Annotated in this window: 12 protein-coding genes; 3 read left to right on the forward strand and 9 right to left on the reverse strand. The window is 59.7% G+C overall.

Going from position 1 to position 14,504, the window contains the following annotated elements; all coding sequences use genetic code 11:
* Positions 1–28 precede the first annotated feature (28 nt).
* The 5 genes from pcaF to pcaR form a co-directional block, all read right to left on the reverse strand.
* Positions 29–1,234 carry a 3-oxoadipyl-CoA thiolase gene (gene pcaF / locus AC3WK5_RS06760; protein ID WP_177474780.1) on the reverse strand — a complete coding sequence of 402 codons (1,206 nt, stop codon included), beginning with the start codon at positions 1,232–1,234 and terminating at the stop codon, positions 29–31.
* Complete coding sequence (locus AC3WK5_RS06765) at positions 1,231–2,013, reverse strand: CoA-transferase subunit beta (protein WP_177474782.1); 783 nt, start codon at positions 2,011–2,013, stop codon at positions 1,231–1,233. The genes pcaF and AC3WK5_RS06765 overlap by 4 nt, the downstream gene beginning before the upstream one ends.
* Positions 2,010–2,867, reverse strand: a complete 858-nt coding sequence (locus tag AC3WK5_RS06770; protein WP_054596031.1) for a CoA transferase subunit A — start codon at positions 2,865–2,867, stop codon at positions 2,010–2,012. Before AC3WK5_RS06770 ends, AC3WK5_RS06765 begins: the two co-directional genes overlap by 4 nt.
* Positions 2,868–3,164: 297 nt before the next feature.
* Positions 3,165–4,511, reverse strand: coding sequence for a 4-hydroxybenzoate transporter PcaK (pcaK, locus tag AC3WK5_RS06775; protein ID WP_103315439.1), 1,347 nt, complete (start codon positions 4,509–4,511; stop codon positions 3,165–3,167).
* A 186-nt stretch (positions 4,512–4,697) separates the two neighbouring features.
* A complete protein-coding gene (pcaR, locus tag AC3WK5_RS06780) occupies positions 4,698–5,540 on the reverse strand; it encodes a pca regulon transcriptional regulator PcaR (RefSeq protein WP_103315440.1) in 843 nt (280 codons plus the stop codon).
* A 712-nt stretch (positions 5,541–6,252) separates the two neighbouring features.
* Here pcaR and AC3WK5_RS06785 point away from each other — a divergent pair.
* Positions 6,253–6,453, forward strand: a complete 201-nt coding sequence (locus AC3WK5_RS06785; protein ID WP_019692194.1) for a hypothetical protein — start codon at positions 6,253–6,255, stop codon at positions 6,451–6,453.
* A 376-nt stretch (positions 6,454–6,829) separates the two neighbouring features.
* Positions 6,830–8,305: an inorganic phosphate transporter gene (locus tag AC3WK5_RS06790; RefSeq protein WP_054596027.1), complete on the forward strand. Its 1,476-nt coding sequence runs from the start codon at positions 6,830–6,832 to the stop codon at positions 8,303–8,305.
* Positions 8,306–8,894: 589 nt separating this feature from the next.
* On the opposite strand, the gene ccoM is transcribed toward AC3WK5_RS06790, so the two are convergent.
* The 3 genes from ccoM to AC3WK5_RS06805 all read right to left on the reverse strand — a co-directional run bounded on the left by ccoM (position 8,895) and on the right by AC3WK5_RS06805 (position 9,807).
* The gene (ccoM, locus tag AC3WK5_RS06795) at positions 8,895–9,011 is read right to left on the reverse strand and encodes a cytochrome c oxidase subunit CcoM (protein ID WP_007926603.1); all 117 of its coding nucleotides are present in this window, start codon (positions 9,009–9,011) and stop codon (positions 8,895–8,897) included.
* 145 nt (positions 9,012–9,156) lie between these two features.
* A complete protein-coding gene (locus tag AC3WK5_RS06800; protein WP_007906621.1) occupies positions 9,157–9,318 on the reverse strand; it encodes a hypothetical protein in 162 nt (53 codons plus the stop codon).
* A gap of 147 nt (positions 9,319–9,465) precedes the next feature.
* Entirely contained in the window at positions 9,466–9,807 is a 342-nt protein-coding gene (locus AC3WK5_RS06805) for an aspartate-semialdehyde dehydrogenase (RefSeq protein WP_103315441.1), read from the reverse strand.
* A gap of 179 nt (positions 9,808–9,986) precedes the next feature.
* Between AC3WK5_RS06805 and rapA the strand changes: the two genes are divergently transcribed.
* Positions 9,987–12,833: an RNA polymerase-associated protein RapA gene (gene rapA / locus AC3WK5_RS06810; protein ID WP_054596025.1), complete on the forward strand. Its 2,847-nt coding sequence runs from the start codon at positions 9,987–9,989 to the stop codon at positions 12,831–12,833.
* 76 nt (positions 12,834–12,909) lie between these two features.
* On the opposite strand, the gene AC3WK5_RS06815 is transcribed toward rapA, so the two are convergent.
* Positions 12,910–14,259: a spinster family MFS transporter gene (locus tag AC3WK5_RS06815; RefSeq protein ID WP_103315442.1), complete on the reverse strand. Its 1,350-nt coding sequence runs from the start codon at positions 14,257–14,259 to the stop codon at positions 12,910–12,912.
* Between the last annotated feature and the right edge of the window lie 245 nt (positions 14,260–14,504).

The raw sequence follows: 14,504 nt of genomic DNA on the forward strand, positions 1-14,504 counted from the left end.
TTTTCTTGTTCGATAGCGCGGCGGCGCATCAGACCCGTTCGATGGCCAGTGCCAGCCCTTGGCCAACGCCAACGCACATGGTCGCCAGCGCTTTCTTGCCGCCGGTTTTTTCCAACTGATGCAGCGCCGTCAGTACCAGCCGCGCACCACTCATGCCCAACGGATGCCCCAACGCAATGGCGCCACCGTTCGGGTTGACCTGCGTTGCGTCGTCGGCCAGACCGAGTTCACGCAACACCGCCAGGCCCTGGCTGGCAAAGGCTTCATTGAGTTCGATCACATCGAAATCGCTGACCGCCACGCCCAGCCGTTCGGTCAACTTGCGCACCGCCGGCACCGGGCCGATGCCCATCACTCGCGGCGCAACACCAGCGCTGGCCATGCCCAATACCCGAGCGCGGGCGGTCAGACCGTGTTTTTTCACCGCTTCGGCAGACGCGAGAATCAGCGCCGCGGCACCGTCGTTCACGCCTGAGGCGTTGCCAGCGGTGACGGTTTTGTCCGGGCCGTTGACCGGTTTGAGTTTGCTCAGGGTTTCCAGAGTGGTGTCAGCGCGCGGATGTTCGTCCTGCTCGACCACGCTTTCGCCCTTCTTGTGGGCAATGCGCACCGGGACGATTTCTTCGGCGAAATAGCCGGCAGCTTGCGCGGCCGCTGTACGTTGCTGACTGCGCAGTGCGAAAGCGTCCTGATCGGCGCGGGAAACCGCGTAATCGTCGGCCACGTTATCGGCCGTCTGCGGCATCGCGTCGACGCCGTATTGAGCCTTCATCAACGGGTTGATGAAGCGCCAGCCGATGGTGGTGTCTTCCAGTTTCATGTTGCGCGAGAACGCCGCATCGGCCTTGCCCATCACGAACGGTGCGCGGGACATCGACTCGACACCGCCGGCAATCGCCAGCTCCATCTCACCGCTGGCAATTGCCCGGAACGCCGTGCCGATGGCGTCCATGCCCGAAGCGCACAGGCGATTGAGGGTCACGCCGGGAATGCTGTCCGGCAACCCGGCCAACAGCAATGCCATGCGCGCCACGTTGCGGTTGTCTTCGCCGGCCTGGTTGGCACAACCGAGGAACACTTCGTCCACGGCGCTCCAATCGACACTCGGGTTGCGCTCCATTAGTGCCTTGATCGGCACGGCAGCCAGATCGTCAGCGCGGACCGTCGACAAACCACCGCCAAAACGGCCGATCGGTGTGCGAATCGCATCGCAGATATAAACCTCGCGCATCAGGCTTCTCCCGGTGCTTGGCCGTGGGCGGCAGCGGTACGCGCTTCAAGATCACGCAGTGCGGCCAACTCGATGGCGGTCGGTTCGGCGGTGTGCTCCACCTGATCGGCAAAGCGGACAGCCCAACCGGTGGCGGCGATCACTTGCTCGCGGGTCACGCCCGGGTGCAGTGCGGTGACCACGAATTCATTGCTGCCGGCTTCCGGTTCCATGATGCACAGGTCAGTAATGATCCCCACGGGACCGGCGCCCGGCAGGCCGAGACGCTTGCGCGAGTCACCGCCTTCGCCATGGCCGACGGAGGTAATAAAGTCGAGTTTGTCGACAAACGAACGAGCCGACTGTTTAAGGATGATCAACACGCTTTTCGCCGAGCCGGCAATCTCCGGCGCACCGCCGGCACCCGGCAGGCGGACTTTCGGCTGATGGTAATCGCCAACCACGGTGGTGTTGATGTTGCCAAAGCGGTCGACCTGAGCAGCACCGAGAAAACCGACGTCAATGCGCCCGCCTTGCAACCAGTAGCGAAAAATCTCACCGGTCGGGACGACGGTGTCGGCGGTTTCCGCCAGCTCGCCGTCACCGATCGACAGCGGCAATACTGTCGGCTTGGCACCGATCGGACCCGATTCATAGATCAGGACTACATCTGGAGAGGAAGTCAGACGCGCCAGGTTGGCCGCTTTCGACGGCAGGCCGATGCCGACGAAGCACACCGAGCCATTTTTCAGGCGGCGAGCGGCGGCGACGGTCATCATTTCGTTGGTGGAGTAAGCCATTATTGAGCCTCCGACGCTTTAGCCAGCTTGGCCTGGAATTCACTGAAGTCAGCACTGCCGTGGATGTATTCGTTGATCCACGCGGTGAAGGTTTCACGGTCGCGGGCAATCGGGTCCCAGGCCTGATAGAAGCGGTTGTCGCGTTCGGTGTAACCATGGGCGTAGGACGGATGCGCGCCACCGGGCACATGGCAAACCGCGCTCAAGGCCCAGGTCGGCAGGACACAGGCGTTCATCGGCGCCTTCAGGTCGTCGACGATTTCTTCAACCGTGACGATGCAGCGCTTGGCCGCCAATGCGGCCTCCTTCTGCACCCCAAGAATGCCCCAGAGCAAAACGTTACCCTTGCGATCAGCCTTCTGCGCGTGGATCACCGTAACGTCCGGGCGCACCGACGGCACCGCCGCCAGCACTTCACCGGTGAACGGGCAGGTCACGCTTTTGATCAACGGGTTGACCTTTGGCAAGTCGGAACCGGCGTAGGCCCGCAACACTGCGAACGGCAGGCCAGAGGCGCCTGCAACGTAGGCATTGGCCAGGTCGGCGTGGCTGTGCTCTTCGATTTCCAGCGCGTGCGGCCACTGTTTCTCGACGGCATCGCGCAGACGGTGCAGGGAGCCTACACCCGGGTTACCGCCCCAGGAGAAAATCAGCTTGCGAGCGCAACCGGCACCGATCAATTGGTCGTAGACCAGATCAGGAGTCATGCGCACCAGCGTCAGGTCTTTCTTGCCCTGACGAATGATTTCATGACCCGCTGCGGTCGGAATCAAGTGCGTGAAGCCTTCAAGCGCGACGGTATCGCCGTCGTTGACGAATTGCTTCACCGCGTCGTGCAGCGAAAGGATTTCAGCCATGGGGTTGGACTCCCGATTATCAGTAAACCGATGTGGAGGACAAAGCGCGATAAGCAGCGCCGGAATGACTGAAGATTAAGCCGCCGAAAAACCCCAAACAATCCGATAATCGACTAAGTGTTCGTTTATCGAACAGATTGTTGTCTTCCTATCGTTCCCGTTGCGCTACCGAAAAGCATCGCGGGCAAGCCTTGCTCCTACGACGGGATGTTGATCACGCCATTTGTAAACGACTGAAATCCCGTAGGAGCAAGGCTTGCCCGCGAAGAGGCCCGCACATTCAACAAAAAACTCTGCTCAAGTCGCATCCGCATGGCTGACCATGCCTTTGATCACCACCGCCGTGGTGGCCAACGCCGCCGGAATCACCAATGCCGTCAGCACCTGTTCGAAATTCCAGCCCAGGCCCAACAACGTCGCCCCCATCCAGGCGCCGAGAATCGCACCGAAACGGCCAATCCCGAGCATCCACGACACGCCCGTAGCCCGACCTTGAGTCGGATAGAAGCGCGCCGCCAGCGATGGCATCGCCGATTGCGCGCCGTTGACGCACATCCCGGCAACCAGCACCAACGTTGCCAGCAGCGTGATGTTGCCCAGGCTCTGCCCTACCGCGTAGGCAAACACCCCGGCCAACAAGTAGAACGTGCCGATCACCTTGTGCGGATTGAACCGGTCCATCGCCCAGCCCACTGCCACTGCACTCAGCACGCCGCCAAACTGGAACAGCGCACCAATGAAGGCCGCCTGCTCCATGCTCGCGCCGCTGTCACGCATCAGGGTCGGCAGCCAACTGGTCAACAGGTAGACGATGACCAGCCCCATGAAATAGGTCAGCCACAGCAATAACGTGCCGGTGCTGTAAGTGCCGGAGAAAATCACCGCGAACACATTGCGGGCCTTCACGGTTTTTTGTTCGGGTACGCTGAAACTCGACGCCTGGGCGATAGTCGCCGGATCAATCGGCGCCAGCGCCTTGCGCACTTTGTCGGTGCCGCGATTGCGCACTACCAGGTAACGCGCTGACTCCGGCAGCCACAGCAACAGCACCACGCCGAGAATCAGCGGCAGAACCCCGCCAATCAGCAACAGGCTGTGCCAGCCAAACGCCGGGATCAGCTTGGCCGAGATGAAACCGCCACCGGCCATGCCCAGGTTGAAGCCGCAGAACATGCTGGTCACCAGCAGGGATTTTTTGCGCTCCGGGGTGTACTCCGACAGCAGCGTGGTGGCATTCGGCATGCCGGCGCCCAGGCCAAGCCCGGTCAGGAAGCGCAGCACCAGCAGTTGCTCGACATTCGTGCTGTAAGCCGAGGCCAGGCTGAAGGCGCCGAACAACAGCACTGCGCCGACCAGTACGATTTTTCGTCCAAAACGGTCAGCCAGCGGTCCTGAGCCCAGCGCGCCGAAGACCATGCCGATCAGCGCGGCACTCATCACCGGGCCGAGGCTGGCGCGGTCGATCCCCCAATCCTGGGACAGCGCCGGTGCGATAAAACCCATGGCCGCGGTGTCCAGGCCATCGAGAAAGACAATCAGGAAACACAGGATCACCACCCGCCATTGATAGCGCGACAGCGGTTGGGCATTGATAAAGGACTGCACATCGAGGCAGTTCCCGACAGCGGATTGAGGCTGGTTCATTATTTTTATCCCAGGCAAGAAGCGCAGGCGAATACGCGCAGGCAATCGCCTCTTCATTATTATTCGGTCGTCTTCCGGTGCCAGGAGCAGTGGCCAACAGCAGCGGATGACGCTGCCGCGACATTAATGAGGCAAGGGAAACAGCGTCAATTCGCCAAACGCGACTCTGTGCGTTTACCGAACAGCTTACGCAAACAGCTGGGCACTCAACTCACGGCTGGCACTCAACAACCCGGGCAAAAAACGCTGCTCCAGTTCGTTGCGGCTGACCCGTCCGGCGTGGGTGCTGACATTCAGCGCAGCCAGCACCTGACCGGAAGCGTCGTACACCGGAACGGCAATCGAGCGCAGGCCTTGCTCGAGTTCCTGATCGACAATGCACCAGCCTTGCTGCCGAACTTCCTGAAGACATTCGAGCAACGACTCGCGTGTATGCAGGGTGCGGCTGGTCTTGGCCTGCAATTCGGCATGTTCGAGGTAATCGTGCAACGATGCATCGTCCAGCGCGGCCAGAAGAATCCGCCCCATGGAGGTGCAATAAGCCGGCAACCGCCCGCCCACCGACAGATCGACGGAAATCAAACGCTGGGTCGTGGCCGAACGGGCGATGTACAAGATGTCATCCCCCTCCAGCGTGGCCATGTTGCACGCCTCGTGCAGTTGTTCGCTCATGCGGTCCAGATAAGGCTGGGCCGATACCGCCAGCGGCGTCGAGGACAGATAGGCATGGCCAAGGGTCAGGACTTTGGGCAGCAGCGAATAGGTTCGACCGTCAGTGGTCGCGTAGCCGAGCTTGATCAGCGTATGCAGGCAACGGCGTACGGCGGCGCGGGGAATTTCCGTACGATGGCTGATTTGCGCGATGGTCAGATGCCGCTTGCGCTCTTGGAATGCCTGGACCACCGCCAAGCCACGGGCCAGGGAAGTCATGAAGTCCGGATCGCCAGTGAATGCCTGAATACGCTTGGCCGGCGAAGCAACGATCGGCGGCGCCGCTGAAGCAAAGGAATTGCGCAATTGATCGTTCATTTCAGGTCATTCCCCAGAGTTCGATAGCTATTACAAGCTGCTCCGGAGCTTGTGTACAAGCATCGGCAGCCAAGGTTGGGCGATTATCGAACCATTAATCGATAATCGCAATCAACCGGCGCACGACCATATGGCCTGAGGCCTGCGGTACTCTTTCCGATAAGACCGGGAACCGTTCATTACAGATTTTGACACTTTAGCTGACACTGAATAACAACCACGTTCCAATCCACTCAACTTGTACGACTTAATGGCGCCAGGAAATGGGCTTGTTAAAGACGTTGCCCCAAAGTGCACTGCACACACGACTTGCGGGTAACAACACAAATTCACAGAACGAAGCACTTTTAAGTTATTCGAGATAGTGTTCTGCCAATCGGCCGCTATAATGCAACTCAGTGATGACCGTGCTTGTTGGCAACTACGGGATCCAATCACTCAGGCAGCGCGAGGTTTCAACCCTGCTTCCTGCTGGCAAACGCCTGACGCTCATTTCGAATGCCCGACCCATGCGTTTGCAAAAAAACAAAGAAACTGATGCTACGTCAGTGGTTCTACTCTGGTGCCGTGGCCGCCTGCACGAAGGAAGCTGTCAAGCACAACGCTTTCGCAATGGGTGTCTTCCCGGACACTCTGCTCGAGAGGCGTGTGACCGACACAACGAATGCAGTGCGTATCACCAGAATTTATCTCAACTCAATTAGGTAACACTGTGACGAAAGAAGAACTGCGCGCGGAACTTGAGCGCCAGGAACAACGTTACAAGGAAGTTTACGGCGGGGAAGTCACCACCTACGCCGCTCAGCCCGACCCGGAACGCAAACCTTGGCGTAAACGCGCCAGCATCCTCGATCAGGCCTTTACCCAGGAACTGCAGAAGATGGAAAAGGAACTCAAAGCCGAAGAGCCATAATCGCGAAGGTTTGAGTTTTCAGGGCCTGCGTCACCTTCAGCTACACGCTGAATGAATTGGCGTCCCATATCGCGCCTGCTAAAAGCCGGCGATTGCCACCTCACTCCTACCGGATGAGGTTATTGGCGCTTGGCTGGCCCTCCTTACAGATATTTCACACACCCCGTTCGGCCTCCCATCGAAGTCGCTGAAATGCTGGCGTGCGCCACAACACCCAATGAAATCAAAGGCTTGAAAAACCTACGGCAACGCTGGGACTTAGGGCCTTGTTACACACTAATTCGTTGAAGAATGTAACCGATGAGCAGCAAGTGCATTGATTAGCAGGGTTTTCTGGCATAATCGCGCCCCCTTATGACCGGGTCAGAAAACCTTCATGATCGATTTATTCAGCGGACTGGATGCTTGGGTGCTTGTGAGCCTCTTGCTCGCCCTGGCCTTTGTCCTCGCCTTCGAGTTCATCAACGGCTTTCATGACACCGCTAACGCGGTTGCCACTGTTATCTACACCAAAGCCATGCCGCCTCATCTGGCAGTGTTCTTTTCCGGTGTGTTCAATTTCCTCGGCGTATTGCTGGGCGGCGTTGGCGTGGCGTATGCCATCGTCCACCTGTTGCCGGTGGAGCTGCTGATCAATGTGAATACCGGCCACGGGCTGGCGATGGTGTTCTCGTTGCTCGCTGCGGCCATCACCTGGAACCTGGGGACCTGGTACTTCGGTATCCCGGCCTCAAGCTCCCATACCTTGATCGGTTCGATCCTCGGTGTGGGTCTGGCGAACGCCCTGATCAACGACATTCCATTGGCTGACGGTGTCAACTGGCAGAAAGCGATCGATATCGGCGCCTCGCTGGTGTTCTCGCCATTAGCCGGTTTCCTGGTAGCCGCTCTGGTGCTGGTTGGCCTGAAATGGTGGCGTCCCCTGTCCAAGATGCACAAGACACCGGACCAACGCCGCAAGCTTGACGACAAGAAACACCCGCCGTTCTGGAACCGCCTGGTTCTGGTGATCTCGGCCATGGCGGTCAGCTTTGTCCACGGCTCCAACGATGGCCAGAAAGGCATCGGCCTGATCATGCTGGTATTGATCGGTATCGTACCGGCCCAGTTCGTACTCGACCTGAGCAGCACCACCTACCAGATCGAACGGACTCGCGATGCGACCCTGCACCTGAGCCAGTTCTATAAGCGTAATGCCGATACCCTGGGCGAGTTCCTGGCCTTGGGCAAAAGCCTGGATGGCGATTTGCCGGAAAAATTCCGCTGCAACCCGCAACAGACCGAACCGACCATCACCGCCCTGCTCGGCACCCTCAAGGGTGTAGCGGACTACCACTCGCTGTCGCAAGAAAGCCGCATTGAAGTGCGTCGCTACCTGCTCTGCCTGGACGATACGGCGAAAAAGGTCGGCAAGTTGCCTGGCCTCGATGCCCGCGAAAAGGCTGACCTGGACAAACTGCGCAAAGACCTGACCACCACCACCGAATATGCCCCGTTCTGGGTGATTCTGGCGGTCGCCCTGGCACTCGGCCTGGGCACCATGGTTGGCTGGAAACGCGTGGTACTGACCATCGGCGAGAAAATCGGCAAGCAAGGCATGACTTACGCTCAAGGCATGTCGGCACAAATCACCACGGCGGGCATGATCGGCCTGGCGAACATCTTCAGCCTGCCGGTATCGACCACCCACGTGCTGTCTTCGGGTGTGGCCGGGACCATGATCGCCAACAAAAGCGGCCTGCAAGGCGGCACCGTGAAAACCATCCTGCTGGCCTGGGTCCTGACCCTGCCAGCAACGGTGGCCCTGTCGGCCGGCCTGTTCTGGCTGGCATCGAAGGCACTCGGCAGCTGATCTACCGCCGTACAAAAAAGCGCGCCCTCCTGGAGGTCGCGCTTTTTTTATGCCTGCAGGATTTGCAAGAATTTGATGATCGTTTCCATGTCCGTGAAGGGACGCGGAGCGTCCCGGGCGGCATTCCTTTGCTGCGCGTGGGAACGAGATCTAAGCCGTACGCGCTCTTACCACTCAGGCCGGCCGGCAGGCCGCCGTGCTGTTGCTGTTGATCTTGATCCACCCGCCCCTATCGGGAGGCCGAGTGGAGGTGTTCATCAGGGGGTGGGCGCGCAGCGCCGTACGGCGCAGCCGGACACATCGAGAGGAGGTCGTCGCGAAGCAGACCGTAGGCGATGCCCCCTGATGGACACCGGAGCGAGGGAACGCCGAGCCTAGGCGAGGTGCCGTACGCTTGGGGCGAAGACTTTTGGTTACTTTGGGGCGTTTGCCAAAGTGACACGCTGTAAGAGCGGAACCGTAAGCGGCCGTTACCGCAGGAATGGATATGTACACCTGCAAGCGCTGACTCCACAAAAAACCGCAGGCAAAAAAAAAGGGCGACCGAAGTCGCCCAAAATGCCTTGCGTGCTCGTGCTTCCAGAAAGACCTAAGGCTTTTTACGCTTATGTGCGTCTTTCCAGATAAAAAATCCAAACCCGGCAAAAAACAGAACCATGAGGCCGACTGTCAGCACTCCGGCAATCACCACATTATCGAAAAACATGACTGGCCTCCTGCACTTGCCCTGTTGCGATGGGGCTAAGTTACCCAATCGGGCGCAGAAGAAAATTGACCGGGATCAATGCCGCCCAAGACCGGGCGTAAAAGGAAGGGAAATAACTGACCTGCATCAATGGAAACAGGGAGGATCAACGCTTTTTCGGTTTGTTTTTCGGCTTTTTCTTCGCTTTACCCAAAGGCATGGCCTGCTCGAAAGCCTGGCGCACTTCGTTCAGGCGCTTTTCATTAAGGTCATGCACGCGCTTGGCACGCTCGGTGTTGAGGTCGATCAGCTTGTCGTCTTGGCTCATGGCGTGGCTTACATCTTCAAGGTCAATACAGGCGTAGCAAAGTGACTACTGTCACCCTGCCCGCTCAGGGTTTGCCAATAATGCGGCCAATAGGCGGCGCTGACCAGTCGCCAGCAACATCTCAGCGCAACAAAAAGTGAGTAAGCGTCAGACCTCGATATCGACCCACAATCCCTGGCGCGGCTGACCGTCTATCAGCGGGACAACGGGCACCGTGTTGTCGGCGTTCAACTCGTCACCCGGCACAGCCAAGTGCTCTTCAGGGTCCTCTTCGGCTTCGCGGCGACGCTTGTCGCGCGCTTGCTGGCGCCGCTGCTCTTCACGCAACAACTGCGCCGACTCTTCGGCATGGCGCTTGTGCAGGTCAATCGTACTTTCGCTGGAGCTCGCCTCCACCGGCACCACCGGCGGAATATCCGGCCGCTGGCGTATCGGATCCTGTTGGGAAGTAATCGGCACGGCACTCAAGGGGAGCATCGGTGGCAGCATGGTTATTAGTCTCCTGACAGCAGGCTGTCGGCTGCTGAGTCGGCGACTTGAGCCAACGGTCGCAAACTTGCGAGCCAACGCGGCCCGAACCTTCGGCCGCTCCTACGCGAGTAACCCTTTGGCCTCGGGACCCGCATCCGTTAATATAGTCGGCTTTTTCAAGGCGGGAGTCAGGCAGCATGGCGCAGCAGTATCAACCGGGGCAACGCTGGATTAGTGACAGCGAAGCCGAGCTAGGTCTAGGCACCGTTCTGGCACAGGACGGTCGCTTGCTGACCGTGCTCTATCCGGCCACTGGCGACACTCGCCAGTACGCGCTACGGAATGCGCCCCTCACTCGCGTGAGGTTTTCGCCGGGTGACATGATCACTCACTTCGAAGGCTGGAAAATGACCGTGCGCGAAGTCGACGACGTCGACGGCCTGCTGGTCTATCACGGGCTCAACGCACAGAACGAAGTCGTCACGCTGCCTGAGACCCAACTGTCGAACTTCATCCAGTTCCGTCTGGCCAGCGACCGTTTGTTCGCCGGGCAGATCGACCCACTGGCCTGGTTCTCCCTGCGTTACCACACCCTGGAACATACCAGCCGCCAGTTGCAATCCTCGCTCTGGGGCCTGGGTGGCGTGCGTGCGCAGCCGATCGCTCACCAATTGCACATCGCCCGTGAAGTTGCTGACCGTATTGCGCCGCGGGTTTTGTTGGCGGACGAAGTAGGTCTGGGTAAAACCATCGAAGCCGGTCTGGTGATCCATCGCCAACTGCTCTCGGGCCGCGCCAACCGCGTGCTGATCCTGGTACCGGAAAACCTCCAGCACCAATGGCTGGTGGAGATGCGCCGTCGTTTCAACCTGCAAGTCGCGCTGTTCGACGAAGAACGCTTCATCGAAAGCGATGCCGGCAACCCGTTTGAAGACACCCAGCTCGCACTGGTCGCTCTGGAATGGCTAGTGGACGACGAAAAGGCCCAGGACGCGTTGTTCGCTGCCGGCTGGGACCTGCTGGTGGTCGACGAAGCGCACCACCTGGTGTGGCACGAAGATCAGGTCAGCCCTGAGTATTCGCTGGTCGAGCAACTCGCGGAAACCATTCCCGGTGTGCTGCTGCTGACGGCGACCCCGGAGCAACTGGGTCAGGACAGCCACTTCGCGCGCCTGCGCCTGCTCGATCCAAACCGTTTCCATGACCTGAAAGCCTTCCGCGCCGAGAGCGAAAACTATCGCCCGGTGGCCGAGGCCGTTCAGGAGCTGATGGACCAGGGGCGCTTGTCCCCGGCCGCACACAAAACCATCCAGGGTTTCCTCGGTGACGAAGGCGAAGCGCTGCTGACTGCCGTCAACGCTGGCGACGCCGAGGCCAGCGCCCGTCTGGTCCGCGAATTGCTGGACCGCCACGGCACTGGCCGCGTGCTGTTCCGTAACACCCGCGCCGCGGTGCAAGGCTTCCCGGAACGCAAACTGCACCCGTATCCGCTGCCGTGCCCGGACGAATACCTCGAACTGCCGCTGGGCGAACACGCCGAGCTGTATCCGGAAGTCAGCTTCCAGGCGCAACCGGATATAGATGAAGAACAACGCTGGTGGCGCTTCGATCCACGGGTCGAATGGCTGATCGACCAGCTGAAAATGCTCAAGCGCACCAAAGTGCTGGTGATCTGTGCCCACGCCGAAACCGCGATGGACCTGGAAGACGCCCTGCGCGTACGTTCCGGCATCCCGGCCACGGTGTTCCACGAAGGCATGAACATCCTCGAACGTGACCGCGCGGCAGCTTACTTCGCTGACGAAGAATTCGGTGCCCAGGTGCTGATCTGTTCGGAAATCGGCAGTGAAGGTCGCAACTTCCAGTTCTCCCACCACTTGGTGCTGTTCGACCTGCCATCGCACCCGGACCTGCTGGAACAGCGGATCGGGCGTCTCGACCGGATCGGTCAAAAGCACGTCATCGAGCTGCACGTGCCGTACCTGGAAACCAGCCCGCAAGAGCGCCTGTTCCAGTGGTATCACGAAGCGCTGAACGCGTTCCTCAATACCTGCCCGACCGGCAACGCCTTGCAGCATCAGTTCGGCCCGCGCCTGCTGCCGCTGCTGGAAAACGCCGATGACGGCGAGTGGCAAGCGCTGATCGACGAAGCCCGTACCACCCGTGAAAACCTCGAAGCCGAGTTGCACAGCGGTCGTGACCGCCTGCTGGAACTCAACTCCGGTGGCGCTGGCGAAGGTGATGCGCTGGTTGAGGCGATTCTTGAGCAAGACGATCAGTTCGCCCTGCCGATCTACATGGAAACCCTGTTCGACGCATTCGGCATCGACAGCGAAGACCATTCGGAAAACGCGCTGATCCTCAAGCCGAGCGAAAAAATGCTCGACGCCAGCTTCCCGCTGGGTGACGACGAAGGCGTGACCATCACCTACGACCGCAACCAGGCGCTGTCTCGCGAAGACATGCAATTCATCACCTGGGAGCACCCGATGGTTCAGGGCGGCATGGACCTGGTGCTGTCCGGCTCGATGGGCAACACCGCCGTGGCACTGATCAAGAACAAGGCACTCAAGCCTGGCACCGTGTTGCTGGAACTGCTCTATGTCAGCGAAGTGGTTGCCCCGCGCTCGCTGCAACTGGGCCGTTACCTGCCGCCGGCGGCGCTGCGCTGCCTGCTCGATGCCAACGGCAACGACCTGTCAGGCCGCGTCTCGTTCGAAACCCTCAACGACCAGCTCGAAAGCGTGCCTCGCGCCAGCGCCAACAAGTTCGTCCAGGCCCAGCGTGATCAACTGACACCGCGCATCAATGCCGGTGAAGAGAAGATCACTCCGCGCCACGCCGAACGTGTAGCCGAAGCGCAACGCCGCCTGGCCGCCGACACCGAAGAAGAACTGGCGCGCCTGACCGCCCTGCAAGCGGTCAACCCGACCGTGCGCGACAGCGAACTGGTTGCCCTGCGCCAGCAGCGCGAGCAAGGCCTGGCCATGCTCGATAAAGCGGCACTGCGACTGGAAGCGATCCGGGTGCTGGTGGCGGGGTAATCCCTCCTCTCCCCCGGTAAAAACAAAAGGCCCGCAGCGATGCGGGCCTTTTTGTTTTCTGAAGACCTGCAAGATCTTAAGCTGTTGCCACCGCAATCCCCGGCTCAACCACCGCCATCAACCCTTCCTTCATCCGCTTGGCATCCCGTACAAAACACCGCGAAGCCAGGAACAGAAACACCATGGTCGAAAACAACGCCACCGGAATCAGGTACATCGCGTCATGCAGCCCTGCCGCCTTGAAGGCCTCGCTCATTTGCTCGGCGCCGGCCGCCAGCATTGCGCTATGGGCAAAGTGATCGGACAAAGCGCCGACCACCACCGGCCCCAAGCCACCACCCAACAGGTAGAGTCCGGCAAAAAACAACGCCATCGCCGTGGCGCGCAAACGCGGTTCGACCACATCCTGAATGGCTGTGTAAACGCAGGTATAGAAGTTGTAGGCAAACAACCAGCCGACGCTGAACACGGCGACGAACACACCGATTTCAATCCGTCCTGCATGCAGTGCCCAGGCGGTGCACAGGGTCGAGATGATCAGGCTGAACGCAGCAAACAATAGCCGACCGTTGGCCACCCGCTGGTGAATCTTGTCAGCCACCCAGCCGCCCAGCGTCAGGCCGAACAAGCCGGTCACACCGACGATCACCCCGGTCGCCACCGCCGCTTGCTGCAATGGCATCTGAAAGTAGCGCTGCAACATCGGCACCAGAAACGAGTTACAGGCATAGGTGGCGAAGTTGAAACACAGCCCCGCCATCACCAGCCAGAGGAACGTTGGAATCGCCAGCACCCGGCGAATCGGCCGATCCACCCGCTCCTGGGACACGCGCACGGTTTCCGCCGCGCCGCGCTGGGGCTCCTTGATGAAGAACATGAAGATCGCCAGGATCAAACCCGGGATCGCCGCGATAAAGAATGGTGCACGCCAGCTGTCGAACGCCTTGACCATCGCGCCGATGGTGAAGAACGCCAGCAACAGGCCCAGCGGCAAACCGAGCATGAAGATCCCCATGGCCCGCGCCCGACGGTGGGCCGGGAACAAATCACCGATCAGCGAATTGGCGGCCGGCGCATAGCTGGCTTCACCGATGCCGATCCCCATGCGCACGATCAGGAAACTCCAGAAACTCCCCACCAGGCCGTTGACTGCGGTCAACCCGCTCCAGACCGCCAACCCCCAGCCCATCAGCTTGCTGCGCGAACCGGTGTCAGCCAGCCGCCCTAACGGCAGACCGGCAATGGCATAAACGATCGTGAATGCAGTACCGATGATCCCCAGTTGAAAGTCGCTGAGGTGCCACTCCATGCGGATTGGCTCGATGATGATCGCCGGGATCGTGCGATCGAAGAAGTTGAACAGATTGGCCAGAAACAGCAGGAACAGAATGCGCCAGGCATTCGCCGCTTGGGTCGAGTTCTGCATGGGTCCGTCTCTTTTATTGTTATGAGGGCTTCACTGCCGACAACACTCCAGCCCGGTACCCGCAATCTAGTCAGCGCCATGGATGCTGTCTGTCATTATTCGTCAGACTGATACCCGCTCATGACAGCCAAAGCCGCGCGCGTGACAATTTATGTCTAAGCGCTCCCCGGCTTATTGCAAAATCATTAGTGCCAATGTGCCACTATTTCTTGTGCTCTGTGCACGGCCTCTATACTCCAGACATT

It is taken from the genome of Pseudomonas sp. FW306-02-D09B (assembly GCF_058782685.1).

Excerpts from the sequence above, each read along its gene's own strand:
- AC3WK5_RS06770 (WP_054596031.1), bottom strand. The coding sequence starts at position 2,867 with ATGGCTGAAATCCTTTCGCTGCACGACGCGGTGAAGCAATTCGTCAAC.
- pcaK (WP_103315439.1), bottom strand. The coding sequence starts at position 4,511 with ATGAACCAGCCTCAATCCGCTGTCGGGAACTGCCTCGATGTGCAGTCC.
- pcaR (WP_103315440.1), bottom strand. The coding sequence starts at position 5,540 with ATGAACGATCAATTGCGCAATTCCTTTGCTTCAGCGGCGCCGCCGATC.
- AC3WK5_RS06790 (WP_054596027.1), top strand. The coding sequence starts at position 6,830 with ATGATCGATTTATTCAGCGGACTGGATGCTTGGGTGCTTGTGAGCCTC.
- ccoM (WP_007926603.1), bottom strand. The coding sequence starts at position 9,011 with ATGTTTTTCGATAATGTGGTGATTGCCGGAGTGCTGACAGTCGGCCTC.
- AC3WK5_RS06800 (WP_007906621.1), bottom strand. The coding sequence starts at position 9,318 with ATGAGCCAAGACGACAAGCTGATCGACCTCAACACCGAGCGTGCCAAG.
- AC3WK5_RS06805 (WP_103315441.1), bottom strand. The coding sequence starts at position 9,807 with ATGCTGCCACCGATGCTCCCCTTGAGTGCCGTGCCGATTACTTCCCAA.
- rapA (WP_054596025.1), top strand. The coding sequence starts at position 9,987 with ATGGCGCAGCAGTATCAACCGGGGCAACGCTGGATTAGTGACAGCGAA.
- AC3WK5_RS06815 (WP_103315442.1), bottom strand. The coding sequence starts at position 14,259 with ATGCAGAACTCGACCCAAGCGGCGAATGCCTGGCGCATTCTGTTCCTG.